The sequence below is a fragment of the Microbacterium paludicola genome, from assembly GCF_039529675.1.
GTDB classification, from domain to species: domain Bacteria; phylum Actinomycetota; class Actinomycetes; order Actinomycetales; family Microbacteriaceae; genus Microbacterium; species Microbacterium paludicola.
In genome coordinates this window covers 121,496-146,236 of record NZ_BAAANG010000035.1, presented here as the reverse complement: position 1 = coordinate 146,236, position 24,741 = coordinate 121,496, and the positions used below count along the sequence as shown (strand labels likewise).

The window sequence follows — 24,741 nt, the reverse complement described above, 5'->3', positions numbered from 1 at the left end:
GGTATGTATCATTGGCGCGTGCACGGGTACGCGGACAACAAGGAAGCGCTGCTGAAGAGGCTGCGCCGCGCGGAGGGACAGGTCGCGGGGATCGCGCGGATGGTCGAGAACGACGACTACTGCATCGACATCCTCACGCAGGTCTCCGCAGCGACGAAGGCCCTCGAAGCGGTGGCACTGTCGCTGCTCGGCGACCACCTCAGCCACTGCGTGGCCGAGGCGACCGCGCAGGGCGGGCCGGTCGCGGAGGAGAAGATCCGCGAAGCCAACGCCGCCATCGCGCGCCTGGTGCGCTCGTGAACCACGTCACCGGAAGGACATCATCATGACGATCGAACGAGTCGAGCTGGGTCTCAAGGACGCCGGCGTCGGATGCGCCTGCTGCGCCGACCCGAGCGCCTCGACGACGCAACAGCTGCCCGTGGAAGCGGGACTGTCGGCCACGCTGCTGGTGGAGGGGATGACGTGCGCGCACTGCATTGCCAGCGTCACCCAAGAGCTGTCCGCGGTTCCCGGCGTGGACGACGTGTCGGTCGCGCTCACCGCGGGCGGCACCTCGACCGTCACGGTCCGAAGCTCCGCTCCCGTCGACGCCGATGCGCTGCGCGTCGCCGTCGCTGAGGCCGGCTACACCGTCAGCGACGCCTGACACGGCCGAGCATCCACCCACTCCTGCCCTCCCGGCCGTCCAGCGGCGGCAACTCGCAGAGGAGGCTCCGATGAGCCAGCACGATCACACCATGCACGGGCACACCGGCCACAACCGCGCCGGACACGACAGCACCACGGAGCACACGGATCCCGAGGCAACCGCCGAGGGTATGCGCGAAGCCGTCGCGACCGAACCGGCAGCGCACGGCAGCCAGGACCACAGCGGTCACGATCAAGCGGAGCACAATCACGGCGCGCATCCCGGTCAAGCCGCGCACGCTGGTCATGGCGGGCACGTCGGCCATGGCGGGCATGCCGGTCACGGTGATCACGTGGGGCAGTTCCGCCGCCTGTTCTGGATCATGCTCGCCCTCGCCGTGCCGGTGGTGGCGTTCTCGAGCATGTTCGCCATGCTGCTCGGGTACGCGCTGCCCGACGCCGCATGGGTGAGCTGGATCTCACCCGTGCTCGGCACGGTGATGTACGTGTGGGGCGGTGCGCCCTTCCTCACCGGCGCGGTCAGCGAGCTGCGCACCCGCAAGCCCGGGATGATGCTGCTGATCGGTCTGGCCATCACGGTCGCGTTCCTGGCTTCGTGGGGCGCGAGCCTGGGCGTCCTGCACCATGAGCTCGACTTCTGGTGGGAGCTCGCGCTGCTGATCGTCATCATGCTGCTGGGGCACTGGATCGAGATGCGCTCCCTTGCCCAGACGACGTCCGCGCTGGACTCCCTCGCCGCGCTGCTGCCGGACGAGGCCGAGCGCATCGAGGGCGACACCACCGTCACCGTCGCCCCCGCCGACCTGCGTGTCGGGGACGTCGTGGTGGTCCGCCCGGGCGGCCGCGTGCCCGCAGACGGGCGGGTCGTGCAGGGCTCCGCGAGCATGGACGAGGCCATGATCACCGGCGAATCCCGCCCGGTCCGCCGCTCCGAGGGCGACCAGGTCGTCGCCGGCACCGTCGCGACCGATTCGGGCCTGCGCGTGGAGATCACCGCGATCGGAGAGAACACCACCCTCGCCGGCATCCAGCGGCTGGTTGCCGAAGCGCAGAACTCCTCGTCCCGCGCGCAGCGAATCGCTGACCGCGCCGCGGCGCTGCTGTTCTGGTTCGCCCTGATCGCAGGCGTCATCACCGCGCTGGTATGGACGCTGCTGGGCCTCCCAGATCAGGCCGTGGTCCGCACCATCACCGTCCTCGTGATCGCCTGCCCCCACGCTCTGGGCCTGGCGATCCCGCTGGTGGTGTCCATCGCCACCGAGCGGGCCGCGCGCGGCGGAGTGCTCATCAAGGACCGGTTGGCGCTGGAGAGTATGCGCACCATCGACACGGTCCTGTTCGACAAGACCGGCACCCTGACGAAGGGCGCTCCGGCGGTCACCGCGGTGCACCCCGCCGGCGGGATCGACGCCGATCGGCTGCTCGCCCTCGCTGCGGCGGCCGAGGCGGACTCTGAGCACCCCCTGGCACGCGCGATCGTGAACGGCGCGAGCGAGAAGCGACTGGCGGTGCCGGGATCCTCCGGGTTCGAGTCCTCACCGGCGGTCGGCGTGCGCGCCACCGTCGACGGGCACCTGGTACAGGTCGGCGGCCCCTACCTGCTCGAGCAGGAGGGATCCGCCGAGTTGCCCGTCGCGGACGAGTGGCGCCGCGAGGGGGCGATCATCCTGCACATCCTGATCGACGGTCAGGTCGCCGGGGCGCTTCGCTTGGCCGATGAGATCCGCAGCGAGTCCCGGGAGGCGATCGAGGCGCTCCACGTCCGCGGCGTCCAGGTCGTGATGATCACCGGCGATGCGGAAGCGGTCGCCGCCTCCGTGGCCGAGGAGCTTGGCATCGACCGGTTCTTCGCCGGCGTGCGTCCCGAGGACAAGGCCTCCAAGGTCAAGCAGCTGCAGGAGGAGGGCCGCAAGGTCGTGATGGTCGGCGACGGCGTCAACGACGCTCCCGCCCTCGCCCAGGCCGACGTGGGTATAGCGATCGGTGCGGGCACCGACGTCGCGATCGCCTCCGCCGGTGTCATCCTCGCCAGCGACGACCCGCGATCGGTGCTGTCGGTGATGGAGCTGTCGCGCGCAAGCTACCGGAAGATGAAGCAGAACCTGTGGTGGGCTGCCGGTTACAACCTGATCGCCGTCCCGCTCGCCGCCGGGGTGCTCGCCCCGTTCGGGTTCGTGCTCCCGATGTCGGTCGGGGCGATCCTGATGTCGCTGTCGACGATCGTCGTCGCGCTGAACGCGCAGCTGTTGCGCCGGCTGGACATGCGCCCCGAGATCACCGCTGCAGCGGTCTTGCGTGGTGCCTGACAGGCGGGTTTCGTAGATTGTGAGCGGGAAGGGAGGTGCGCTGATGAGCGTGATGACGCTGCGCCAGGCGATGCGTCCGAGCGCCACACTGGCGCGCACCTTCCTACTCACCGCCGCGGCCGTCATCGGGGTGCTGATTGGCCTAGTCGGCATGCACGTGCTCAGCAGCGGCAGCACCCACCACGCTCCCGTGGTGATCAGCGAGAGCACGCACCATGGCGGTGAGCCCGCGATGGTTGACGTCGCGAGCCCGGACGCGGCTACAGCCGGTGATCATTCCGCGGCGGATCCCTGCGCTGAGGGCGACTGCGGGGGCGGCATGGACGCGATGGCGTTCATGGCGTGCGTGCTCGCCCTGCTCGCCGTCAGCATCGTCCTCGCCATTCGCCCCGGCCGGGTCGTCACCATTGCGCGCGCTCAGGCGCCGCCACATGCCACGGCGACGCTCACGGAGGCGCCGCCGGTTCCTCCCGATCTGAACGTCCTCTCCATCAGTCGCACCTGAGGTCATCTGCTGTCGCAGATCCCGTGCTTCGGCACGCCCCTCAACAACGACTTAGGAGACAGACCCTCATGAAGATCCGCACGATTGCGTTCCACGCCGGCATCCTCGCGACCGCGCTCGTCCTGACCGGTTGCAGCGACACCGGTGGCTCCGATATGGAAGGCATGGACCACGGCAACGGCACCAGCAGCTCGCCCAGCGCCTCCGCTGAGGCCAGTGGCGCGGTGTTCAACGACGCGGACGTGACGTTCGCGATGGAGATGGTCATGCACCACCAGCAGGCCATAGAGATGTCCGACACTCTGCTGGCCAAGGACGGGGTTCACCCAGACGTCGTCGCGCTTGCCGAGCGCATCAAGGCCGCTCAGGGCCCGGAGATCGAGACCATGAACCAGTGGCTCGAAGACTGGGGCCAGGACACCGACATGGGTGGGATGGACCACGGCGGCGGCATGATGTCCGAAGAGGAGATGGCCGCCCTCGAGGAAGCCGACGGCGAAACCGCATCGAGCCTGTTCCTGGAGCAGATGATCATGCACCACCAGGGCGCGATCGACATGGCTCAGGCCCAGATCGACAACGGCCAGAACCCCGACGCCGTCGCCCTCGCGCAGAAGATCGTCGAGGACCAGACCGCCGAGATCACCGAGATGCAGGAGCTGCTCGCCCAGCTGTGAGCACCCGCCACGCCGGTGGCCACCCCGCCCGGGTGGGTCACCGGCTCCGCCCTGCCCAAACCATCCCGGAGATCTCCCATGCCTTTCACCCCCGCCATTCCCCGACGGCGCCTGGCCGCCTTCGCCGCCCTTGCCCTGACTGCGCCCCTCTTCACCGGCTGCGCTCTGATCCGAGCCGAGGACCCCGACCACGACACCAAGGTGGCCCTCGAGCACATCCACGGGCTCGCCTCCGACCCCGAGACGGGCGGTCTGCTCATCGCCAGCCACGGCGGCATCTACCAACTCGACGCCCTCACCCGCTCGGCGGAGCTCAGCGGACCGGTCGCCGGCAACGACTTCGACGCCATGGGGTTCACCGCCGTCGACGGTCAGCTCTATGCCTCCGGACACCCCGGGCCGAACAGCCCCGACCACTTCGCCGGCCAGAATCTCGGCCTCATCCGCTCCGACGACAACGCCCGCACCTGGACGAACGTCGCATTCACCGGTGAGGCCGACTTCCACGACCTCGCCATCAGCGAATCCGATCCGAATCGCATCTACGCGAACAACTTCGGCATCGTCTACCGCTCCGACGACGGCGGGCGCACCTGGAACGACGGAGTCGGCGTCGACGCACGCGACATGCTCGCCGACCCCGACGATTCCGACACCGTCTACGCGACCACTCCCGAAGGGCTCTATGTCAGCCGTGACGCGGGTGCGACGTTCGACCTCGACGAGACTGCGCCGCGGATGGTTCTGATCGCGACGAACAGCCTGGGGCTACTGGTCGGCACCAGCTTCGACAACACACTCGTCTACCAGCTCCCCAGCGGCGAGTGGGCCACCGGAGGCGAGTACGAAGGTGCCGCCCAGGCCCTCACCGTCACGCCGGGCGACGAGATCGCCCTCGTCGACCAACGTGGCGTGGTCACGACACGTGACTTCGGTACCACCTGGGAAGAGATCTTCCGCCCGGAGCCGCACACTTGACGTCCGACCGGGCCTTCCCGGGTTCAGTGAAGGAACCCGTCCCACTTCGGCTCGAAGATGAGCCCGCCGGGATGCTTCGCCGGATCCGGGATCGCGGCCACGGCCTTGGCGAGCATCGGCGCGGGGATGTCGTGGGAGTCCTTTTCAGAAGCGGTCGCACGCGGTCGGGCGCCCCTTCGGGGGCACTCCGCGAGCGAGGCGCCGTCGCTCCGCTCCGTCGCGGCAGCGCTGCGCGCTGCGGGGTCGCTTCGCTCCACGCTCGCTTCGCTCGCACGAGGCACCGCTCGCTCGGCACTTGCGGGATTCCGCTCGATCGCCATCGATGACTCCTCAGAACAGGTCGTTCAGACGCGCGGGCTCGCCCGCGTCGGCGAGGGCCGTGCGGGCGGCGTGCCAGCCGGCCATGCCGTTGACGCCCGGGCCGGGCGGGGTCGAGGCCGACGCGAGGTAGACGCCCCTCATCGGCGTGCGCCAGGGCGCGGTCGACGCGAGGGGACGGCGGAACGCCTGCGCCATCGTGAAGGCGCCGCCGAGGATGTCGCCCCCGATCTCCGCGGGGTTCAGCGCCTCCCGGCCGGACGCGGGCACCGCGTGCGACGCGAGGATCCGGTCGCGGAAGCCCGGCGCGAAGCGCTCGATCTGACGCGTGATGTGCTCGGTCGGATCCAGCGTCGAGCCGTGCGGCACGTGCATGTACGCCCACAGCACCGCCTTGCCCGCGGGGGCTCGGGTCGGATCCAGCACCGACGGCTGCACCGTGAGCACGAACGGCCGCTCGGACACCCGCCCACGGGCGACGGCGTTCTCGCTCTCCTCGACCTCGGCGCGCGTGCCGCCCACGTGGACGGTCGGCGACCGGGCGACATCCGGATTCGTCCAGGGAACGGGGCCATCGAGGGCGAAGTCGACCTTCGCCGCCGCGGCGCCGTACTGGTACGAGCGGATGGCCCGGGCGTAGCCGGCCGGGATGTCGGGGTGGGTGAGCACGAGGCGCGGTGACGTGTCGAGCAGCAGCAGATCGCCGGCGGCGGGGTCGCCCCAGTCGAGCGAGGCGAGATCGTCGACGCGCCGGCCGGTCTCAATCAGCCCGCCGTGTGCGCGAAGGTCGTCGGCGAGCGCATCCGGGATCGCCTGCGCGCCCCCGACGGGATAGGCCCAGCCGCTGTCGGTGTGGGCGAGCGCGGCGAGCATCACTCCGGATGCCGCGGCCGCCAGCGACGGCAGGGCCGTGTTCGCGTGGGCGAGCACGCCGCTCAGCAGGGCGGCCGCGCGCTCGGCGCGGAAGGTGCGTCGACCGAGCGCGCTTCCCGCCTCGAGCACACGCAGCCCGTAGCGGATGGTCGCCAGCGGATCGCGGGGAACGCGCAGCAGCTGGTTCCCGGTGAAGTCGAGCACCCCATCGATGCGGCGGGCGAGCGGGCGCACGAGCGCGCGCCACGCGCGGCCGTCCGGCCCGAGCTCGGTCGCCGTGCGCTGGATGTCGCGCCACGCGATCGCGGCGCGGCCGCCGTCGAGCGGCTGCGCGTAGGACGCATCGGGAACGATCCAGCCGATCCGCTCGTCGAGCCCGAACGCGCGGAAGAACGGCGACGTGATGGCCGCCGGATGGATCGCCGAGCAGACGTCATGGCGGAAGCCCGGCAGGGTGACCTCGGCCGTGCGCGTGCCGCCGCCGATCGTGTCGGCGGCCTCGAGGACGGTCACCGCGTAGCCCGCCCGGGCGAGGGTCACGGCGGCCGCGAGGCCGTTCGGGCCGCTTCCCACCACGGTTGCGCGAGGCATGGCTTCAGTCTGTCACTGTGCTTGCGTGGGCGCGCGGTTCACCTCCCTGTTCGTTGAGCGAGCGAAGCGAGTCGAAACGGTCCAGACCCCGCGGGGGTCGAACCCGTGGGGATGTGGCACCGTTTCGACTCCTCGCTTCGCTCGTCGCTCAACGAACGAGGGGGGCGATGGTTTCGACTTCGCTCAACGACCGGAAAAGCGTCGACCCCACATACAAACCCCTCAGACGAACGCGCCGACGCCGGTGATGTCGCGGCCGATGATGAGGGCCTGCACGCTCTCGGTGCCTTCGTACGTGTGGATCGCCTCGATGTCGGCGAGGTGCTGCATGACGCGGTTCTCGAGCAGGATGCCGTTGCCGCCGAGCAGGTCGCGGGCGGTGCGGGCGATGTCGCGCGCGGTGCGGGTGTTGTGGAACTTCGCCAGCGATGCCTGCGTGGGGCGCAGGGCACCCGCGGCCTCGAGCTCGGCGAGACGGCGGCAGTACAGCTGCATCGCGGTGAGCTGCGACAGCATGACCGTGAGCCGCTCCTGCACCATCTGGAACTTCGCGAGCGGCTTGCCGAACTGGATCCGCTGGGTCGAGTACGCAAGCGCCGCCTCGTAGCAGGCGGTCGCGTGGCCGAGCGCCGACCAGGCGACACCGGATCGGGTCGCGAACAGCACGGTCGACGTGTCGCGGAACGAGTGCGAGCCGGGAAGCACCGCGTCGGCGGGCAGGCGCACGTCGTCGAGCGTGATGTGCGCCTGGTGGATGCCGCGCAGCGAGAGCTTGCCGGTGATGACCCTGCCGGTGTAGCCGGGGGTCTCCTGCTCGACGAGGAAGCAGCGCACCTGACCGTGGTCGGGGTCGCCCTCGCGGTCGACGCGCGCCCACACGAAGGTGACGCCGCCGGAGGCGCCGTTGCCGATCCACTTCTTCGTCCCGCGCAGGATCCATCCGTCGCCGTCCCAGCGGGCGCTCGTCTCCAGCGAGGTCGAGTCGGATCCGTGGTCCGGCTCCGTCAGCGCGAACGCCCCGGGGACCTCGCCGCGCGCGATCGGGCCGAGCCAGCGCTCCTGCTGCTCGGGGCTGCCGAACAGCGCGAGCGTGCGAAGCGCGAGGCCTCCCTGCACCGCGAGCACCGTGCCGAGCGAGCCGTCCGCGCGCGAGATCTCCATGTTCACCAGGCCCGCCGCGAGCGGCGACATCGGCGTCAGGTCGGGGTGCTCGATGCCGTCGACGTAGAGTTCGGCCTCGCCCAGGGCGGGGATCACCTCGAGGGGGTACTCCGCCTTGTCCCACGCGTCGGCCATACGCGGCGCGAGGGCCTCGCCGACCTCGCGGGCCCGAGCCCACTGTGCGCGGTCCTCTCCCGCCACGTCGGCGAACACCGTGTAGTAGTCGGTGTCGAGAGGGGATGTCACGTCGTAGGAGAGGACGTTCTCTCCGGGGAAGAGCTCCGATGCCATGCCGTCAGGCTACGTCGGAGTGACGCCGGGGCCCGAGTGCTTTGGAGGTCTCCGCCAGCGGGAGGGCCCCATCCGGTGCCCTAGACTTGACGAGGTTCCAGGCGACGCCACACGGAGGTCTTCATGTTCATCATCTCGCTGCTGCTTTTCCTCGGCGGCTTCGCGCTGTTCGCGGTGGCGTTCATGATCGACTTCCTGCAGCCGGTCGTCTTCGCCGCCGGCATCATCGCCGTGTGCCTGGCGATGGCGCTGCCGATGCACTTCAGCAAGACGTCTCGGTAACGGCCCCATACTTCGCGAACGCGGCTCCGGATCATCCGGGGCCGCGTTCTGCATGTCGGAGCGCGGATCCGGATGAGCGCTCACCGGGAACCCTGAACGGGGCCATTCACCGGGCGGTAGTAGGCTGGGACCTCGGTCGAGATCTCTCGACGTCGAGACAATCAGTCTCCTCCCGTGGCCCCACCGAAGGATTGCAACGTGGACCTGTACGAGTACCAGGCTCGAGACCTTTTTGAGAAGTACGAGGTGCCGGTGCTCGCCGGCATCGTCGCCGACACCCCCGAGGAGGTGAAGGCAGCGGCCGAGAAGATCGGCGGCGTCGTGGTGGTCAAGGCCCAGGTCAAGACCGGCGGGCGCGGCAAGGCCGGCGGCGTGAAGGTCGCCAAGACCCCCGACGAGGCGTACGAGGCGGCCAAGGCGATCCTCGGTCTCGACATCAAGGGCCACATCGTCAAGCGCGTCATGGTCGCGCAGGGCGCGGACATCGCCCGCGAGTTCTACTTCTCGGTGCTGCTCGACCGGGCAAACCGCTCGTACCTGTCGCTGTGCAGCGTCGAGGGCGGCATGGAGATCGAGCAGCTCGCGGTCGAGAAGCCCGAGGCGCTCGCGCGCATCGAGGTGAACCCCCTCGACGGCATCACCAAGGAGAAGGCCGTCGAGATCGCGCGCGCCGCGAACTTCGACGAGGACCTCGTCGAGAAGGTCTCCGACGTCTTCGTCAAGCTGTACGACGTCTACAAGGGCGAGGGCGCGACCCTCGTCGAGGTGAACCCGCTCATCCTGTCGGGCGCCGGCGACATCATCGCCCTCGACGGCAAGATCACCCTCGACGACAACGCGAGCGAGGTGCGCCACCCCGAGCACGAGGAGCTCGAGGACAAGGACGCCGCCGACCCGCTCGAGGCGAAGGCCAAGGCGAACGGCCTGAACTACGTCAAGCTCGACGGCCAGGTCGGCATCATCGGCAACGGCGCCGGCCTCGTCATGTCGACGCTCGACGTCGTCGCGTACGCCGGCGAGAAGCACGGCGGCGTGAAGCCCGCCAACTTCCTCGACATCGGCGGCGGCGCCAACGCGCAGGTCATGGCGAACGGCCTCGACGTCATCCTCGGCGACGAGCAGGTCAAGAGCGTCTTCGTCAACGTCTTCGGCGGCATCACGTCGTGCGTTGCCGTCGCCGAGGGAATCGTCAAGGCCCTCGAGATCCTCGGCGACGCGGCGACCAAGCCGCTCGTCGTGCGCCTCGACGGCAACCAGGTCGAGGAGGGCCGCGCCATCCTCGCCGCCGCGAACCACCCGCTCGTCACCCTCGCGTCCGGCATGGACGAGGGTGCCGACAAGGCCGCCGAGCTGGCGAACGCCTGAGCCCCGGATCGGATAAAGGACTAAAGAGATGTCGATCTACCTCAACAAGGACTCCAAGGTCATCGTCCAGGGCATCACCGGCGGCGAGGGCACCAAGCACACGGCGCTCATGCTGAAGGCGGGCACCAACGTCGTCGGCGGTGTGAACGCCCGCAAGGCCGGCACCACCGTCACGCACGAGAAGCCGCACGAGGGCGAGGTCGAGCTGCCCGTGTTCGGCACGGTCGCCGAGGCCATCGAGAAGACCGGTGCCGACGTGTCGATCGCGTTCGTGCCCCCGGCCTTCACGAAGGACGCGATGATCGAGGCCATCGACGCCGAGATCCCGCTGCTCGTTGTGATCACCGAGGGCGTGCCCGTCGGCGACACGGCCGAGGCGTGGGCGTACGCGCAGTCGAAGGGCAACAAGACCCGCATCATCGGCCCGAACTGCCCCGGCATCATCACGCCGGGCGAGGCGCTCGTGGGCATCACGCCCGCGAACATCACGGGCAAGGGCCCGATCGGCCTCGTGTCGAAGTCGGGCACGCTGACCTACCAGATGATGTACGAGCTGCGTGACCTCGGCTTCTCGACGGCCATCGGCATCGGCGGCGACCCGGTCATCGGCACGACGCACATCGACGCGCTCGCCGCGTTCGAGGCCGACCCCGAGACCAAGGCGATCGTGATGATCGGCGAGATCGGCGGCGACGCCGAGGAGCGCGCGGCCGACTTCATCAAGGCCAACGTCACCAAGCCGGTCGTCGGCTACGTCGCGGGCTTCACGGCCCCCGAGGGCAAGACGATGGGTCACGCCGGTGCGATCGTGTCCGGCTCGGCCGGCACGGCGCAGGCGAAGAAGGAGGCCCTCGAGGCCGCCGGCGTCAAGGTCGGCAAGACCCCGAGCGAGACCGCCGCCCTGATGCGCGAACTGATTCAGGGTCTGTGATCGCGTAGCGATCACTCGTCCCGGTTGTTGAGCGAGGAGCGCAGCGACGAGACGAAACACATCGCGTCGCTGTAAGCATCCGCTTCCGCGAAACCCCCGCCCTCGGGCGGGGGTTTCGTCGTCTCCGGGCGCTGCCGCGTCTGCGAAACCGAAGGGATCTGCAGATCCGCAGGCGGATCGGATCCGGTTTCGCTTCCGATTCGCCGATGCCTTCGGATCCGTCGTCGCTCAGCCGCCGACGAGGGCCTGGATCGGACCGCGGGCGAAGAAGATCACGAAGCCGGCGGCGACGACCCACAGCAGCGGGCTGACGCGCCGGGCGCGACCCGAGAACGCCTGGATGACGACCCAGCTGACGAAGCCCGCGCCGATGCCGTTCGCGATCGAGTAGGTGAGCGGCATCACCGTCACGGTGAGGAAGACCGGCAGCAGGACGCGGAAGTCGCCGAGGTCGATGTGGGCGATCTGCGCCATCATCATCGCGCCGACGATCACGAGCGCAGCGGCGGCGATCTCGGTGGGCACGATCGACGTCAGCGGCGTCAGGAACATCGCGAGCAGGAACATCGCGCCCGTGACGAGGTTGGCAAGGCCCGTGCGGGCGCCCTCGCCGATGCCGGCGCCCGACTCGATGAACACGGTGTTCGAGGACGACGATGTCGCACCGCCGACGACCGCGCCGAGGCCCTCGACGATCAGCGCCGACTTGATGCGCGGGAAGTCGCCCTTCTCGTCGGCGAGCTCGGCCTCCTTCGCCAGGCCCGTCATGGTGCCCATCGCATCGAAGAAGTTCGAGAACACCAGAGTGAAGACGATCATCACGAGCGCGACCGCGCTGACCCGACCGAGGTCGAAGCCGAAGTCCACGGCGCCGACGAGGCTCAGGTCGGGAAGGGAGAACGGCGATCCCGTGAGGGCGGGGACCGTCAGACTCCACCCGCCCGCGTTGCCGTCGGCTGCGGCGCCCAGGTGCCAGATCGCCTCGGCGATGACGGCGAGCACGGTGCCCGTGGCCAGGCCGATCAGCAGACCGCCCTTGACGCGCAGCGCGACGAGGATGCCCGTGAGCACAAGCGTCACGACGAACAGCAGCGTCGGGATGGTCGCGACGGATCCGCCGACGCCGAGGCCGACGGGAGGGGAGGCCTCGCCCGTCGCCGTGACGAATCCGGAGTTCACGAAGCCGATGAAGGCGATGAACAGCCCGATGCCGACGGTGATCGCGAGCTTCAGCTGCAGCGGCACCGCGTCGAAGATCATCTTCCGCAGACCCGTCGCGGCGAGCAGCACGATCACGAGGCCGTTGATCACGACCAGTGCCATCGCCTCGGGCCAGGTCACCTGGCCGACGACCGAGAAGGCGAGGAACGCGTTGATCCCGAGGCCCGCGGCGAAGCCGAACGGCAGCCGGGTGACGAGACCGAACGCGATGGTCATCACACCCGCGGCGAGCGCCGTGGCGGCGCCGACGGCGGGGAAGGGGAGAAGGTTCCCCTCCACATCGGGCGAGCCCGACAGGATGATCGGGTTCAGGATCACGATGTACGCCATCGTGACGAACGTGACGAGCCCGCCTCGGATCTCGCCGCCGAACGTGGAACCACGCTCGGTCACGGAGAAGAAGCGGTCGATCGCGTTCTTCGGTTCGGTGGTGCGGCCGGCGGGGGCAGTAGTCATCGGGAAACCTCCGCGCTCGAACCTATCGCGTGAACGTGGGGGGCGGCTGGGCCGGTCGGCGCCTCAGGCGGGAGCACGCGATGCGGCGGCGATCGCGTCGGCGACGGCCTCGACGTCGCCCGCGATCGCGCCCACCGTCACGCGGATGCGGTCGCGCCCGTCGACCGTGATCGTGCGGTCGTCGCGATAGAACGCGCTGCCGGCGGCGACCCGGATCCCGTCGGTCGCGAGCTGCAGGATGGCCGCGCGCTCGTCGTCGACGGGCACCCAGGCGTTGATGCCGTCGGCCGGCAGCGGCGCGCCGGCGCCGGCGCGGCGCAGTGCCTCGGCGAACCGGCGCTGGCGGCCGGCGTACGTCGCGCGAGCCCGCGCGACGCTCGCTACGGCCTCGCCGTCAGTGAGCAGCTCTGCCAGCGAGTGCTGGATGAGGCGCGGCGTCCACCACGGCCCCAGCGTGCGGCGGGCCTCGACGGCCCGGATCAGCTCGGCCGGCCCGCCCAGCGCGGCGATGCGCAGATCGGGTCCGTGCGACTTCGAGAAGGAGCGCACATGCACGACCTGGTCGGGGAGGAACGCGGCGAGCGAGGAGAGATCGCCGCGCGCGATCTCGCCCGAGTGGTCGTCCTCGATCACCATGATCCGGCGCCCCGCGGGCGACCGTCGGATCGCGGCGGCGAGCGCCGCGATCCGCTCCGGCGAGGTCGAGACCCCGGTGGGGTTGTGGGCGCGCGGCTGCATCAGCAGCGCGCGAGGCGCCCGGCTCAGCGCCTGCGTCAGCGCGGCGGGCATGATTCCCTCCCGGTCGACCGGCACGGGGAGCACCTCGAGCCGCAGGTGCGCCGCGAGGTCGAGCAGGGGCGGGAACGACGGCTGCTCGACCACGATGCGGTCGCCGTATCGCGCGACCTGCTGCAGCACCCTGTCGATAGCGTCCAGGGCGCCGTCGACCACGGTGATCCGGTGTCCCGTCGTCGGCCAGCGTTCCTGCAGCAGACGGCCGAGCCGCGGCAGTACCGGCTCGTCGTGGTAGCTGGCGGTCGCGGCGTGCGGCGCGGCGCGCTCGAACGCGCGCCTGAGCGGGGGGAGGAGATCCGGATCCGGTGTGCCGCGCGAGAGATCGAGCTTGGTCGTCGGGACATGACCCGCCAGGCGCCGCGTGTGGGGCGCGAGCCGGGTGTCGCCCGCGTCCGCGACATAGCTCCCCGCCCGGCCGCGGGTCACGATGCGTCCGGCGCTGGCGAGCGCCTGCCATGCGGCCGACACGGTGCCGGGGCTGACGCCGAGCGAGGCGGCCAGATCGCGCACGGTGGGCAGGCGCTCGCCCGGCGCGACGGCGCCCTCGGCGATCAGCCGCGACAGCGCGCCGGCGATGCCGACGGGCGTCGGATCGTCGACGGCCGAGGCGACCGTCTCCGGGGCGAGCTGGAGCACGTCCGGTACCTCCGAGGTTTTACGGCGGGGACAAGCGGAGTAATGGCCGAGAAATGTTCAAGCGGGAAAGTAACACAACATCACATCCGCAGGAGGCCCCATGACCATCGTCCGCGCAGCCATCAGCCAGACCACCTGGACCGGGGACAAGGCGTCGATGCTCGACAAGCACGAGGGCTTCGCGCGCGACGCGGCGGCCCAGGGCGCGCAGGTCATCTGCTTCCAGGAGCTGTTCTACGGCCCGTACTTCGGCATCACCCAGGACGCGACGTACTACGCATACGCCGAGCCCGCCGAGGGCCCGATCGTGCAGCGCTTCGCGGCGCTCGCGAAGGAGCTGGGGATCGTGTCGGTGCTGCCGATCTACGAGGAGGCGATGACCGGGGTCTACTACAACTCCGCCGTGGTGGTCGACGCCGACGGCTCGATCCGCGGCACGTATCGCAAGCACCACATCCCGCACGTCGACCGGTTCTGGGAGAAGTTCTACTTCCGGCCGGGCAACCTCGGCTACCCGGTGTTCGAGACCGCGGTCGGTCGGATCGGCGCGTACATCTGCTACGACCGGCACTTCCCGGAGGGCTGGCGCGAGCTCGGCCTGAACGGCGCCGAGATCGTGTTCAACCCGAACGCCACCAAGCCGGGCCTGTCGAACCGCCTGTGGGAGATCGAGCAGCCCGCCGCGGCGGCCGCGAACGGGTACTTCGTCGCCGCCCCCAACCGCGTCGGGCGCGAGGACAACGAGTACGGCGACCTCGCGGTCGACTTCTACGGCAAGAGCCAGTTCGTCGACCCGCGCGGAAACCTCGTCGGCGACTACGGCTCGGCGACGGACGAGGAGCTGCTCGTGCGCGACCTCGACCTCGGCCTCATCAAGGAGGCCCGCGACAGCTGGCAGTTCTACCGCGACCGCCGGCCCGACTCGTACGTCGCGACCACCGCCCCCTGACGCGGCGCGATCCGATCCCGACCCTTCGAGCAGGAAGCGAGACCATGGCCACCACCCTCATCACCGGCGGAACCGTCGTCAGCGCCACCGGACGCGCACCCGCCGACGTCCTGGTCGACGGCGAGAAGATCGTCGCCGTGCTCGCACCCGGATCGGTGCTGCTGGGGGCGGATCTGTCGTCGACCGTCGACAGCGTGATCGACGCGACAGGCAAGTACGTGATCCCGGGCGGCATCGACGCACACACCCACATGGAGATGCCGTTCGGCGGCACCTTCGCGTCCGACACATTCGAGACCGGCACCCGCGCCGCCGCCTGGGGTGGGACCACCTCGATCGTCGACTTCGTCGTGCAGTACCCCGAGCAGGACATCCTCGAGCAGTACAACCTGTGGCAGGAGAAGGCCGCGGGCGAGTGCGCGATCGATTACGGCTTCCACCAGATCCTGTCGGACGTGCAGGACTCGTCCCTCACGGCCATGGACGAGCTGATCAGCGAGGGCGTCACGAGCTTCAAGCTGTTCACCGCCTACAAGGGCGTGTTCCTCTCGGACGACGGCCAGATCTTCCGGGCGTTCCAGAAGGGCGCGGCCACCGGCGCGATGATGATGATGCACGCCGAGAACGGCTCCATCATCGACGTGCTGCAGCAGCAGGCGCTCGACGCCGGGCACACCGGCCCCGAGTGGCACGCCCTCACCCGGCCGTGGGAGACCGAGGAGGAGGCGACCCACCGGGTCATCATGATCTCCCGGCTCACCGGTGCGCCGCTGTACGTCGTGCACGTCAGCGCGAAGCAGGCCGTGCAGCAGATCGCTGCCGCCCGCGACGAGGGCTTCAACGTCTTCGGCGAGACCTGCCCGCAGTACCTCTACCTCTCGCTCGAGGAGCAGCTTGCAGCACGCAGCGAGGAGTGGGGCGAGCTCGAGGGCGCCAAATGGGTGTGCTCGACGCCCGTGCGCTCACGGCACGAGGGTCACCAGCACGCGATGTGGCAGAGCCTGCGCACCAACGACATCCAGATGGTGTCGACGGATCACTGCCCGTTCTGCATGAAGGACCAGAAGGAGATGGGCCGCGGGAACTTCGCGAAGATCCCCAACGGCATCGGCAGCGTCGAGCACCGCATGGACCTGATGTACCAGGGCGTGGTGGACGGCTTCATCACGCTCGAGCGCTGGGTAGAGATCACCTCGACCACCCCCGCCCGGATGTTCGGCATGTACGGCAAGAAGGGCGTCATCCAGCCCGGCGCCGACGCCGACATCGTCGTGTACGACCCCAATGGCCACACCTCGATCGGGCTCGGCAAGAGCCATCACATGAACATGGACTACTCCGCGTGGGAAGGCTACGAGATCGACGGTCACGTGGACGTCGTGATGTCGCGCGGTCGGGTCGTCGTCGACGAGACCGGATACATCGGCCGCAAGGGCCACGGCCAGTACATCAAGCGCGGCCTCACCCAGTACCTCGCCTGACCCGCCCGATCGCTTCGACTCGGTTCGCTCGCTCAGCAACAGGCCTCCCCTTTCGACTCGCTTCGCAACCGACCACCCCTGGAGACGACATGGACTTCGGCGCCGTCCTGCAGAACGATCCGCCCGCCTCGCGCGTCGTGCACCTCGCCAAGCTCGCCGAGCAGCACGGCTTCAGCCACGTCTGGACCTTCGACTCGCACCTGCTCTGGCAGGAGCCCTATGTCGTGTTCAGCCAGATTCTCGCCGAGACCCGGAAGGTGAAGGTCGGTCCGTTCGTGACGAACCCGGCGACGCGCGACTGGACGGTCACGGCGTCGATGTACGCCACGCTCAACGAGATGTACGGCAACCGCACCGTGTGCGGCATCGGCCGCGGCGACTCCGCCGTGCGGGTGCTGAACGGGCGGCCGTCGTCGCTCGCCGAGCTGCGTGAGGCGATCCACGTCATCCGCGAGCTCGGCAACTCGCGGGCGGTCGAGCACAACGGATCGACGCTGCGCTTCCCGTGGTCGCAGGGCAGCGAGCTCGAGATGTGGGTCGCCGCGTACGGCCCGCAGGCCCTGGCGCTCACGGGCGAGGTGGCGGACGGGTACATCCTGCAGCTGGCCGACGTCGACATCGCCCGGTGGATGATCACGAGCGTCCGCGAGGCGGCAGAGCGGGCGGGCCGCGATCCGGATGCCATCACGTTCTGTGTCGCCGCGCCGTTCTACGTCGGCGACGACCTCGACCACATGCGTGACCAGACGCGCTGGTTCGGCGGCATGGTCGGCAACCACGTGGCAGAGATCGTTCGGCGCTACGGCGCATCCGGAGCCGTGCCGACGGCGCTCACCGACTACATCGCGCAGCGCACCGGCTACGACTACAACTCGCACGGCCGCGCCGGAAACGGCCACGTCGACTTCGTTCCGGATGAGATCGTCGACCGCTTCTGCCTGCTCGGCACCGCGTCGGACCACATCGCGAAGCTCGAGGAGCTCCGTTCGATCGGCGTCGACCAGTTCGCGGGCTACCTGCAGCACGACTCCAAGGAGGAGACTCTCCGCGTCTACGGCGAGACCGTCATCCCCGCATTGCGCGAGACCGTGGTGGCGAAGGCATGACCGCCCTTCCCGCGCGCGGCGCGGCAGGGCGGCGGCGCCCCGCCTCGGCCTGGCTCTGGGGCGCGGTCGGGCTCGTCGCGCTCGCCGCGGCGTGGGAGCTGTACAAGCTCGCGGGGCCCGCGGACGGCCTGGTGCTCGGGGAGACGCGCGTGCTGCCGCGCACCAGCGATCTCGCGATGCCTCATGTCTGGGACATGGTCATCCGGTTCTTCGCGGGCGAGACGCGCGCGCCCACGGCGGATCCGCTGTGGTTCGTGGTCGCGCAGGCCGCGCTCGTCACGCTCGGCATCGCCGCCGCGGGGCTGGTCGCGGGCGTCGTCCTGGGCCTCGCACTGGCCGTCGCGATGCTGTCGCTGCGTCCGGTGCGCTGGGGGCTGCTGCCGTGGATCGTGCTGAGCCAGACCGTGCCGCTCATCGCGTTCGCGCCACTCGTGCGCTCGTGGGGCTCGCAGATCCAGATCGGCGCGTTCGAATGGCAGGACTGGATGAGCGTCGCGCTGATCGCCAGCTACCTGGCGTTCTTCCCCGTCGCGGTCGGGGCGCTCGCCGGCCTGGACGCGCCCGACCGGATCCATCTCGAGCTGATGCGCACGTACGGCGTCGGATGGTGGCGCACGCTCCTTGCCCTGCGGCTGCCGGCCTCCGTGCCCTACCTGCTGACGGCACTGCGGCTCGCCGCCGCGAACGCCATCGTCGGCGCGGTCGTGGCGGAGGTCTCGACGGGCATGCAGGGCGGCATCGGCCGGATGATCATCCAGTTCGCGGGGCAGGCGTCCGGGGACCCCGCGAAGGCATGGGCGCCGATCTTCGGTGCGATCGCGCTGGGGCTGATCGGCGCCGGCTCCGTGGCGCTGCTCGGCTGGCTGCTCAGGGACTACCGACGTGTGGAGGTGTCGTCGTGAAGACGGACGTGACAGCGCAGGACGACGCGGCCGTCTCGGTCCGCGGAGTGGACAAGGTGTTCGCGACGACCTCGGGCGAGGTGCACGCGCTGCGCGGCGTCGACCTCGCCGTGGCGCCCGGCGAGTTCGTGTCGCTCATCGGGCCCTCGGGGTGCGGCAAGTCGACGCTGCTGCGGCTGGTGGCCGATCTCGATCAGCCGACGACCGGCACGGTCGAGGTGTTCGGCAAGCCGGCCCGTCGCGCGCGACTTGATCACGACTACGGCATGGCGTTCCAGCAGGCAGGGCTGCTGCCCTGGCGCACGGTGGCGGACAACGTCGCGCTGCCGCTGCAGCTCCATGGAGCCTCGGCGTCGGAGCGTCGCGAGCGTGTGGCCGAGCTGCTCGCGATGGTGGGTCTCAGCGACTTCGCCGACCGTCATCCCGACCAGCTGTCCGGCGGCATGCAGCAGCGCGTCGCGATCGCGCGCGCTCTCGCCGAGAGCCCCCGGCTGCTGCTGATGGACGAGCCGTTCGGCGCGCTCGACGAGATGACGCGCGAGCGCATGCAGACCGAGCTGCTGCGGATCTGCGCCGAGACCGGTGCGGCCGTCGTGTTCGTGACGCACTCGATCCCGGAGGCCGTGTACCTGTCGGACCGCGTCGTGGTGATGTCGCCGCGGCCCGGACGGATCAGCGAGGTCGTACCCATGCAGCTCGAGGAGACGTCGTCCCGGACGGAGGGACTGCGCGAGGACACAGCGTACTTCGAGATGATCACGACCGTCCGCGAGGCGCTGCACGGGCACCCGGCCGTGGCCGCGCGGGGCGTGGAGACGCGCTGATGGCGACCGCCGCGACCACCATCACCGCCCCGCGTCGGCTGCTCGCCCCGCGGCGCGAGACCGGATCCGGGTGGATCGCGATCGCGGCGCCGCTCGCGGTCGGGGTGCTCGCGCTGGCTGCGTGGCAGCTGCTGGTGAGCGCGGGCGTCGTGAGCGACTACCTGCTGCCCGGCCCCGCGGCCATCGCCGCCGAGGCAGCCGCGTTCGCCCCGACGATCGTCGAGGGCGCGGGCGTCACCGGCGCCAACGCGCTGCTCGGGCTGATCGCAGGCTCGCTGGCCGGCATCGCCCTCGCCGCCCTCGCCGCCGCCGCGAAGCCGGCCGACGGCATGATCTCCCCGATCGTGGCGGCGCTCGCGGTGATCCCGATCGTCGCGCTCGCGCCCGTGCTCAACACCATGTTCGGCGCCGACAGCCAGGTCGGGCGCCAGGCGATCGCCGGGATCGCCGCGTTCACCCCGGTGTTCCTGAACACGCTGCGGGGCCTGCGCCAGGCTCGCCCCGTGCACCGTGACCTGATGCGGGTGCTCGCCGCGACGCCGTGGCAGGCATTCCAAACCGTGACCATGCCGACCGCGACGCCGCATGTGCTCACGGGCATCCGGATCGCCAGCTCGCTCACGGTCATCTCGGCCCTCGTCGCCGAGTACTTCGGCGGGCCGCGCGGCGGCCTCGGCGGTCTCATCTCGACCTACGCCGCGCAGAGCGCGTACGCGCGCAGCTGGGCCTTCGTCGCCGGCGCCGTCGCGCTCGGCATCCTCTTCTACGTCGTCGCGTCCATCCTCGAGCGGCTCGCCTCCCGGCACGGGCGCTCAGGCTGACCACATCCCCGGTCCGCTCCCCCCATCCCCGCACCATCGCGCACCACCGACATCTCCGAGGAGAACCCCATGAGGCACCATCTCGGCCGGATCGCGGCCACCGCAGCGGCAGTCACCGCCGCCATCGTCCTGACATCCTGCGCGAGCCCTGCTCCCGCGGGCGACGGCGACGCCGCCCCCAGCGAGGGGGCGGAGGAGCTCACGCCCATCAAGCTGCAGCTGCAGTGGCTGCCGCAGGCGCAGTTCGCCGGCTACTACGCCGCACTCGCACAGGGCTACTTCGAGGAGGAGGGCCTCGAGGTGGAGATCATTCCGTCCGGCGGCGACATCGTGCCGCAGGACGCACTCGCGAACGGCGACGTGGACTACGCCGTCGCGTGGGTGCCCAAGGTGCTCGGCTCGATCGAGGCCGGCGCCAACCTGACGAACATCGCCCAGATCTTCCAGCGCTCCGGCACCCTTCAGGTCGCTTGGGCCGACTCGGGGATCGAGTCGGTGGCCGACTTCGAGGGCAAGAAGATCGGCTCGTGGGGCTTCGGCAACGAGTGGGAGATCTTCGCCGCCATGGCTGCCGAGGGTCTCGACTCGACGAGCGTGGAGATCATCACGCAGTCCTTCGACATGAACGGCTTCCTCGCCGGGGACATCGACGCGGCGCAGGCGATGACCTACAACGAGTGGGCGCAGCTGCTCGAGACGGCGGATCCCGACACAGGCGAGCTGTACACCGAGGACGACTTCTCGGTCATCTCCTACGAGGACACAGAGGGCGCCATGCTGCAGGACGCGCTGTGGGCCGACACCGAGCGGCTCGAGAGCGACCCCGAGTACGCCGAGACCACGGTCAAGTTCCTGCGCGCCGTGATCAAGGGCTGGGTCTACGCCCGCGACAACGTCGAGGAAGCGGCCCAGCTGACGATCGAGAACGGTTCGAGCTGGGGTCCCAGCCACGAGCTGTGGATGGCAAACGAGACGAACAGCCTCATCTGGCCGGCTGAGAACGGGATCGGCGTGATCGACGAGGCCGCGTGGGACAAGACCATCCAGGGCGCGCTCGCCGCGGTCAACGAGCAGGGCGCGCACCTGATCACTCAGGAGCCGCCCGCCACCACGTACTCGAACGAGTACATCGAGGAGGCCGTCGCCTCGCTCGAGGAGGAGGGCGTCGACGTCACCGGCCAGGACTACGCCCCGATCGACGTCGAGCTCACCGAGGGCGGGCAGTAGAGCACGACGCCCGGCCGGGGAGCCTTCTCCGGCCGGGCCGCCGCCTCCGCCCCGACGCACCGAAGGACACATCTTGAGCGACACCCAGCGCACCCTCGACCTCGACCGCGCCCACGTCTTCCACTCCTGGTCCGCGCAGGCCAGGCTCGATCCGCTCGTGATCGCGGGCGGCGCCGGATGTGAGGTGTGGGACTTCGAGGGCAACAACTACCTCGACCTGTCCAGCCAGCTCGTCAACGTCAACATCGGCTACGCGCACCCGCGGGTCGTCCGCGCGATCCAGGATCAGGCTGCGACGCTCGCTACCGTCGGGCCGTCCGCGGCGAACCTGACGCGCGGCGAGGCCGCGCGGCGCATCGTGGAGAAGGCCGGCCCCGGGTTCGAGAAGGTGTTCTTCACGAACGGCGGGGCGGATGCCAACGAGAACGCGATTCGGATGGCGCGGCTGTTCACGGGACGCGACAAGGTGCTCAGCCACTACCGCAGCTATCACGGCAACACGGGCGCGGCCATCGCGTCGACGGGTGACTGGCGACGGGTGCCGAACGAATACGGTCGCGGGCACGTCCACTTCTTCGGTCCGTTCCTGTATCGCACGGAGTTCTGGGCGGAGAGCGAGGAGCAGGAGTGCGAGCGCGCGCTGCGCCACCTGCACCGCACGATCGAGGCCGAGGGCCCGGACTCGATCGCGGCCGTGCTGCTCGAGGGCATCCCCGGCACCGCCGGCGTCCTCGTGCCCCCCGCCGGCTACCTCGCGGGGGTGCGCGACCTGTGCGACCGGTACGGCATCGTGCTGATCCTGGACGAGGTGATGGCGGGCTTCGGCCGCACGGGCACATGGTTCTCGTGGCAGAGCGAGCGCACGAATCCGACGGGCATCGTCCCCGACATCGTGACCTTCGCCAAGGGCGTCAACTCGGGGTACGTGCCGGTCGGCGGGGTGCTGCCGAAGGGCGAGATCGCCCGGCACTTCGACGACCGCGTGTTCCCCGGCGGACTGACGTACTCCGGGCATCCCCTGGCGAGCGCGTCGATCGTGGCCGCGCTGGACGCCATGACGGAGGAGGGCGTCGTCGAGCATGCCGCCCTGATCGGGGAGGAGCACCTCGGACCGGGGCTCGCGGCGCTCGCCGCGAAGCACGACGTGATCGGCGAGGTGCGCGGGCTCGGCGTCTTCTGGGCCCTCGACCTGGTCGCCGATCCGGACACCCGCGAGCCGCTGCCGGCGGCGGACGTCGCGCGGGTCAAGGCCGCCATGCTCGCGGAGGGTGTGCTTCCCTTCACTGCCGACAACAGGCTGCACGTCGTGCCTCCGTGCATCATCACGCCGGCCGAGGTCGTGGTCGGCCTCGCGGCCATCGACTCGGCGCTCTCAGCGCTCTGACCGGAAGGAACCCCCGCATGACCGCAGCCGAGCGGCCCCTGCGCGCCCTCGTCACCGGAGCATCGAGCGGCATCGGCGCCGCCACCGTCCGCCGCCTGCGCGCCGAGGGATGGGATGTCGTCGCCTCCGCGCGGCGCCGAGACCGCCTGGAGGCGCTCGCCGCCGAGACCGGCGCGCAGATCGTCGTCGCCGACCAGACCGACCCCGCCTCCATCGAGGCCCTGCGGGACGAGGTGCTTGCGACCGGTGCGCTGCACGCGCTCGTCAACAACGCCGGCAATGCGTTCGGTCTTGAGCCCGTCGACACGGGTGACCTCGAGAAGTGGCGAGCGATGTACGAGCTCAACGTGCTCGGCACCCTGCGGGTGACGCAGGCGCTCCTGCCGGCGCTGCGGGCATCCGGTCGCGGCGATCTGCTGACCGTCACCTCGACCGCGGCACATGCGCCTTACCCCGGCGGCGCCGGCTACACGGGCGTGAAGCATGCGGAGCGGATGATGGTGAACACGCTCCGGCTCGAACTCGCGGGCGAGCCGATCCGCGTGATCGAGATCGCGCCGGGCAACGTCGAGACCGAGTTCTCGCTCGTGCGCTTCGACGGCGACGCCGAGCGGGCCGCGGCCGTGTACGCCGGCTACGACCCGCTGGTCGCGGACGACGTGGCCGACGCGATCGCCTGGGCGCTGTCGCGTCCGCACCACGTGAACATCGACACGTTGATCCTGCGCCCGCGTGCGCAGGTCTCGAACACGCAGATCGCGCGCGCCTCGAAGTAGGGCGGTCGGGATCGGCGCGTCAGCACGCGCCGAATCGAGGAGATCCGGCGGGACGAGGACGATTCGTCGCGATACCCCCTCTGTTCGCCGGATCTCCTGGATCCGAGCCGGCTCGGATGCGTCACGACCCGCCACAGGCCGTGCGTGTCCCAGTTGTGGCCGTCGTCCCCGGCGGATTCCGGCCGCAGCCGGGACATGGATTGATCGACACCGGCGCGACGTGGGAGACGCGCGACGAGTGATCATCCGACGGTCGTGAGCGCGAAGACCGGATGATCCGGGGCCACGGCGACGAAGGCCGAGACGTCGGCCTCGTGGTGGGCGGCCACATGCGGGCGCACGAGCGGGACGAGGCGCACGTACTCCTTCAGGACGGGGGCTGCGGCATCCGGAGTGAGCTCCTCGACGCGGATCCGCTCGACCCGGGAGCCGCGCTCGAGCGTCGCCTCGCCGGCCGCGCGGATGTTGTGCACCCAGCCGACCGCGCCATACGGCGCCACCAGGTACCGACGGCCGCCGACCGTGATCGGGGTCACCGGCACGGTGTGCGGCTCGCCGGTGCGGCGACCGACCACGGTGAGCGCCGAGACCCCGGCGGGCGCCAGCCCGCGCCGTCCCAGCGCCGCCATGATCCGGTCGATCCGTCGGCGCACGGGCGAGGTCTTGTAGGTGCCGGCCATGGCGCCAGAGTAGGGCGGCGCGGCGCCCGGCGGAAGCGATCCGTCATACCCTGGGGGCATGCCGCTGAATGGTGAGTACCTGCCGTCCACCGCCGAGTGGGCGCGCACCCAGGCCGAGACGTACGAGGCGACAGGCGGAGCCGAGGCGAACACGCTGCGCGGCGTGCCCGTGATCGTGCTGACCACGGTCGGCGCGAAGACCGGGGGCCTGCGCAAGACGGCCCTCATGCGCGTCGAGCACGAGGGCCACTACGCCGTCGTGGCGTCGAAGGGCGGGGCTCCCGAGCCTCCGCAGTGGTACTTCAACCTGCGGAAGAACCCGCACGTCGAGCTGCAGGACGGGCCCGTCAAGCGCGAGTACACCGCGCGCGAGCTCGACGGTGCCGAGTACGACGAGTGGTGGGAGCGCGCGGTCGCCGTGTGGCCCGACTACGCGAACTACCAGACCAAGACGGACCGCAAGATCGCGGTGTTCGTGCTGGAGCCGCAGGACTGATCTCACCGGCGGAGCGCCGCCCGGGCCAGCCGAGTGGGCCGACGTAGAGTCGATCCGT

General features: G+C 70.2%; 25 protein-coding genes. 19 read left to right on the top strand and 6 right to left on the bottom strand.

All coding sequences use genetic code 11. From position 1 onward, the window contains the following. Positions 1-18 precede the first annotated feature (18 nt). Positions 19-300, top strand: coding sequence for a metal-sensitive transcriptional regulator (locus tag ABD161_RS14050; protein ID WP_067027616.1), 282 nt, complete (start codon positions 19-21; stop codon positions 298-300). 25 nt (positions 301-325) lie between these two features. Beyond that, on the top strand, positions 326-649 hold the full coding sequence (locus ABD161_RS14045) for a heavy-metal-associated domain-containing protein (protein WP_344004247.1): 324 nt from the start codon (positions 326-328) through the stop codon (positions 647-649). On the opposite strand, the gene ABD161_RS14040 is transcribed toward ABD161_RS14045, so the two are convergent. Next, positions 636-983: a hypothetical protein gene (locus ABD161_RS14040; RefSeq protein ID WP_067027611.1), complete on the bottom strand. Its 348-nt coding sequence runs from the start codon at positions 981-983 to the stop codon at positions 636-638. The two genes, ABD161_RS14045 and ABD161_RS14040, sit on opposite strands and share 14 nt — an antisense overlap. A gap of 30 nt (positions 984-1,013) precedes the next feature. On the opposite strand from ABD161_RS14040, the gene ABD161_RS14035 reads away from it, so the two are divergent. The 4 genes from ABD161_RS14035 to ABD161_RS14020 all read left to right on the top strand — a co-directional run bounded on the left by ABD161_RS14035 (position 1,014) and on the right by ABD161_RS14020 (position 5,117). Beyond that, complete coding sequence (locus ABD161_RS14035) at positions 1,014-2,957, top strand: heavy metal translocating P-type ATPase (protein WP_067027655.1); 1,944 nt, start codon at positions 1,014-1,016, stop codon at positions 2,955-2,957. Positions 2,958-3,000: 43 nt separating this feature from the next. Then, a complete protein-coding gene (locus ABD161_RS14030) occupies positions 3,001-3,462 on the top strand; it encodes a DUF6153 family protein (protein ID WP_067027609.1) in 462 nt (153 codons plus the stop codon). Positions 3,463-3,530: 68 nt separating this feature from the next. Then, on the top strand, positions 3,531-4,139 hold the full coding sequence (locus ABD161_RS14025; protein WP_067027607.1) for a DUF305 domain-containing protein: 609 nt from the start codon (positions 3,531-3,533) through the stop codon (positions 4,137-4,139). A gap of 15 nt (positions 4,140-4,154) precedes the next feature. Further along, the gene (locus tag ABD161_RS14020; RefSeq protein ID WP_344004233.1) at positions 4,155-5,117 is read left to right on the top strand and encodes a F510_1955 family glycosylhydrolase; all 963 of its coding nucleotides are present in this window, start codon (positions 4,155-4,157) and stop codon (positions 5,115-5,117) included. A 330-nt stretch (positions 5,118-5,447) separates the two neighbouring features. On the opposite strand, the gene ABD161_RS14015 is transcribed toward ABD161_RS14020, so the two are convergent. Both ABD161_RS14015 and ABD161_RS14010 read right to left on the bottom strand, forming a co-directional pair. After that, a complete protein-coding gene (locus tag ABD161_RS14015) occupies positions 5,448-6,899 on the bottom strand; it encodes a phytoene desaturase family protein (protein WP_344004230.1) in 1,452 nt (483 codons plus the stop codon). A gap of 222 nt (positions 6,900-7,121) precedes the next feature. After that, positions 7,122-8,351: an acyl-CoA dehydrogenase family protein gene (locus tag ABD161_RS14010; protein WP_344004227.1), complete on the bottom strand. Its 1,230-nt coding sequence runs from the start codon at positions 8,349-8,351 to the stop codon at positions 7,122-7,124. A 123-nt stretch (positions 8,352-8,474) separates the two neighbouring features. Between ABD161_RS14010 and ABD161_RS14005 the strand changes: the two genes are divergently transcribed. From ABD161_RS14005 to sucD, 3 genes are all read left to right on the top strand, one after another. Next, the gene (locus ABD161_RS14005) at positions 8,475-8,633 is read left to right on the top strand and encodes a hypothetical protein (RefSeq protein WP_167760767.1); all 159 of its coding nucleotides are present in this window, start codon (positions 8,475-8,477) and stop codon (positions 8,631-8,633) included. A gap of 198 nt (positions 8,634-8,831) precedes the next feature. After that, positions 8,832-9,998, top strand: a complete 1,167-nt coding sequence (sucC, locus tag ABD161_RS14000; RefSeq protein WP_344004223.1) for an ADP-forming succinate--CoA ligase subunit beta — start codon at positions 8,832-8,834, stop codon at positions 9,996-9,998. 28 nt (positions 9,999-10,026) lie between these two features. Beyond that, positions 10,027-10,929, top strand: a complete 903-nt coding sequence (gene sucD / locus ABD161_RS13995; RefSeq protein WP_135114901.1) for a succinate--CoA ligase subunit alpha — start codon at positions 10,027-10,029, stop codon at positions 10,927-10,929. A gap of 228 nt (positions 10,930-11,157) precedes the next feature. Here the strand turns inward: sucD and ABD161_RS13990 are convergent, their stop codons facing one another. Beyond that, entirely contained in the window at positions 11,158-12,606 is a 1,449-nt protein-coding gene (locus ABD161_RS13990) for an NCS2 family permease (protein ID WP_344004218.1), read from the bottom strand. Positions 12,607-12,669: 63 nt separating this feature from the next. Continuing rightward, positions 12,670-14,037 carry an aminotransferase-like domain-containing protein gene (locus ABD161_RS13985; protein ID WP_344004215.1) on the bottom strand — a complete coding sequence of 456 codons (1,368 nt, stop codon included), beginning with the start codon at positions 14,035-14,037 and terminating at the stop codon, positions 12,670-12,672. A gap of 100 nt (positions 14,038-14,137) precedes the next feature. Here ABD161_RS13985 and ABD161_RS13980 point away from each other — a divergent pair, with 100 nt between their 5' ends. The 9 genes from ABD161_RS13980 (at position 14,138) to ABD161_RS13940 (ending at position 23,507) form a co-directional block, all read left to right on the top strand. Then, positions 14,138-14,986 carry a nitrilase-related carbon-nitrogen hydrolase gene (locus ABD161_RS13980; RefSeq protein WP_344004210.1) on the top strand — a complete coding sequence of 283 codons (849 nt, stop codon included), beginning with the start codon at positions 14,138-14,140 and terminating at the stop codon, positions 14,984-14,986. Between the two features lie 44 nt (positions 14,987-15,030). Then, complete coding sequence (gene hydA / locus ABD161_RS13975; protein WP_344004207.1) at positions 15,031-16,467, top strand: dihydropyrimidinase; 1,437 nt, start codon at positions 15,031-15,033, stop codon at positions 16,465-16,467. An 89-nt stretch (positions 16,468-16,556) separates the two neighbouring features. Continuing rightward, complete coding sequence (locus ABD161_RS13970) at positions 16,557-17,573, top strand: TIGR03842 family LLM class F420-dependent oxidoreductase (protein ID WP_344004204.1); 1,017 nt, start codon at positions 16,557-16,559, stop codon at positions 17,571-17,573. Then, on the top strand, positions 17,570-18,475 hold the full coding sequence (locus ABD161_RS13965) for an ABC transporter permease (protein WP_344004201.1): 906 nt from the start codon (positions 17,570-17,572) through the stop codon (positions 18,473-18,475). The genes ABD161_RS13970 and ABD161_RS13965 overlap by 4 nt, the downstream gene beginning before the upstream one ends. Beyond that, positions 18,472-19,299, top strand: coding sequence for an ABC transporter ATP-binding protein (locus ABD161_RS13960; protein ID WP_344004198.1), 828 nt, complete (start codon positions 18,472-18,474; stop codon positions 19,297-19,299). The genes ABD161_RS13965 and ABD161_RS13960 overlap by 4 nt, the downstream gene beginning before the upstream one ends. Beyond that, a complete protein-coding gene (locus ABD161_RS13955; protein ID WP_344004195.1) occupies positions 19,299-20,120 on the top strand; it encodes an ABC transporter permease in 822 nt (273 codons plus the stop codon). The genes ABD161_RS13960 and ABD161_RS13955 overlap by 1 nt, the downstream gene beginning before the upstream one ends. A gap of 69 nt (positions 20,121-20,189) precedes the next feature. Further along, positions 20,190-21,347 carry an ABC transporter substrate-binding protein gene (locus ABD161_RS13950; protein ID WP_344004192.1) on the top strand — a complete coding sequence of 386 codons (1,158 nt, stop codon included), beginning with the start codon at positions 20,190-20,192 and terminating at the stop codon, positions 21,345-21,347. Positions 21,348-21,417: 70 nt separating this feature from the next. After that, on the top strand, positions 21,418-22,731 hold the full coding sequence (locus ABD161_RS13945) for an aspartate aminotransferase family protein (RefSeq protein WP_344004506.1): 1,314 nt from the start codon (positions 21,418-21,420) through the stop codon (positions 22,729-22,731). Positions 22,732-22,748: 17 nt separating this feature from the next. Beyond that, on the top strand, positions 22,749-23,507 hold the full coding sequence (locus tag ABD161_RS13940) for an SDR family oxidoreductase (protein WP_344004189.1): 759 nt from the start codon (positions 22,749-22,751) through the stop codon (positions 23,505-23,507). A gap of 242 nt (positions 23,508-23,749) precedes the next feature. Here ABD161_RS13940 and ABD161_RS13935 read toward each other — a convergent pair whose 3' ends face one another. Beyond that, a complete protein-coding gene (locus ABD161_RS13935) occupies positions 23,750-24,187 on the bottom strand; it encodes a nitroreductase family deazaflavin-dependent oxidoreductase (protein ID WP_344004186.1) in 438 nt (145 codons plus the stop codon). 58 nt (positions 24,188-24,245) lie between these two features. Between ABD161_RS13935 and ABD161_RS13930 the strand changes: the two genes are divergently transcribed. Then, positions 24,246-24,683 carry a nitroreductase family deazaflavin-dependent oxidoreductase gene (locus ABD161_RS13930; RefSeq protein WP_344004183.1) on the top strand — a complete coding sequence of 146 codons (438 nt, stop codon included), beginning with the start codon at positions 24,246-24,248 and terminating at the stop codon, positions 24,681-24,683. Positions 24,684-24,741 lie beyond the last annotated feature (58 nt).

Bases quoted from the DNA above. Each gene is read 5' to 3' on its own strand.
- ABD161_RS14045 (WP_344004247.1), top strand. From the start codon at position 326: ATGACGATCGAACGAGTCGAGCTGGGTCTCAAGGACGCCGGCGTCGGA.
- ABD161_RS14035 (WP_067027655.1), top strand. From the start codon at position 1,014: ATGCTCGCCCTCGCCGTGCCGGTGGTGGCGTTCTCGAGCATGTTCGCC.
- ABD161_RS14030 (WP_067027609.1), top strand. From the start codon at position 3,001: ATGAGCGTGATGACGCTGCGCCAGGCGATGCGTCCGAGCGCCACACTG.
- ABD161_RS14025 (WP_067027607.1), top strand. From the start codon at position 3,531: ATGAAGATCCGCACGATTGCGTTCCACGCCGGCATCCTCGCGACCGCG.
- ABD161_RS14015 (WP_344004230.1), bottom strand. From the start codon at position 6,899: ATGCCTCGCGCAACCGTGGTGGGAAGCGGCCCGAACGGCCTCGCGGCC.
- ABD161_RS14010 (WP_344004227.1), bottom strand. From the start codon at position 8,351: ATGGCATCGGAGCTCTTCCCCGGAGAGAACGTCCTCTCCTACGACGTG.
- ABD161_RS14005 (WP_167760767.1), top strand. From the start codon at position 8,475: ATGTTCATCATCTCGCTGCTGCTTTTCCTCGGCGGCTTCGCGCTGTTC.
- sucD (WP_135114901.1), top strand. From the start codon at position 10,027: ATGTCGATCTACCTCAACAAGGACTCCAAGGTCATCGTCCAGGGCATC.
- ABD161_RS13990 (WP_344004218.1), bottom strand. From the start codon at position 12,606: ATGACTACTGCCCCCGCCGGCCGCACCACCGAACCGAAGAACGCGATC.
- ABD161_RS13980 (WP_344004210.1), top strand. From the start codon at position 14,138: ATGACCATCGTCCGCGCAGCCATCAGCCAGACCACCTGGACCGGGGAC.
- hydA (WP_344004207.1), top strand. From the start codon at position 15,031: ATGGCCACCACCCTCATCACCGGCGGAACCGTCGTCAGCGCCACCGGA.
- ABD161_RS13970 (WP_344004204.1), top strand. From the start codon at position 16,557: ATGGACTTCGGCGCCGTCCTGCAGAACGATCCGCCCGCCTCGCGCGTC.
- ABD161_RS13965 (WP_344004201.1), top strand. From the start codon at position 17,570: ATGACCGCCCTTCCCGCGCGCGGCGCGGCAGGGCGGCGGCGCCCCGCC.
- ABD161_RS13955 (WP_344004195.1), top strand. From the start codon at position 19,299: ATGGCGACCGCCGCGACCACCATCACCGCCCCGCGTCGGCTGCTCGCC.
- ABD161_RS13950 (WP_344004192.1), top strand. From the start codon at position 20,190: ATGAGGCACCATCTCGGCCGGATCGCGGCCACCGCAGCGGCAGTCACC.
- ABD161_RS13940 (WP_344004189.1), top strand. From the start codon at position 22,749: ATGACCGCAGCCGAGCGGCCCCTGCGCGCCCTCGTCACCGGAGCATCG.
- ABD161_RS13935 (WP_344004186.1), bottom strand. From the start codon at position 24,187: ATGGCCGGCACCTACAAGACCTCGCCCGTGCGCCGACGGATCGACCGG.
- ABD161_RS13930 (WP_344004183.1), top strand. From the start codon at position 24,246: ATGCCGCTGAATGGTGAGTACCTGCCGTCCACCGCCGAGTGGGCGCGC.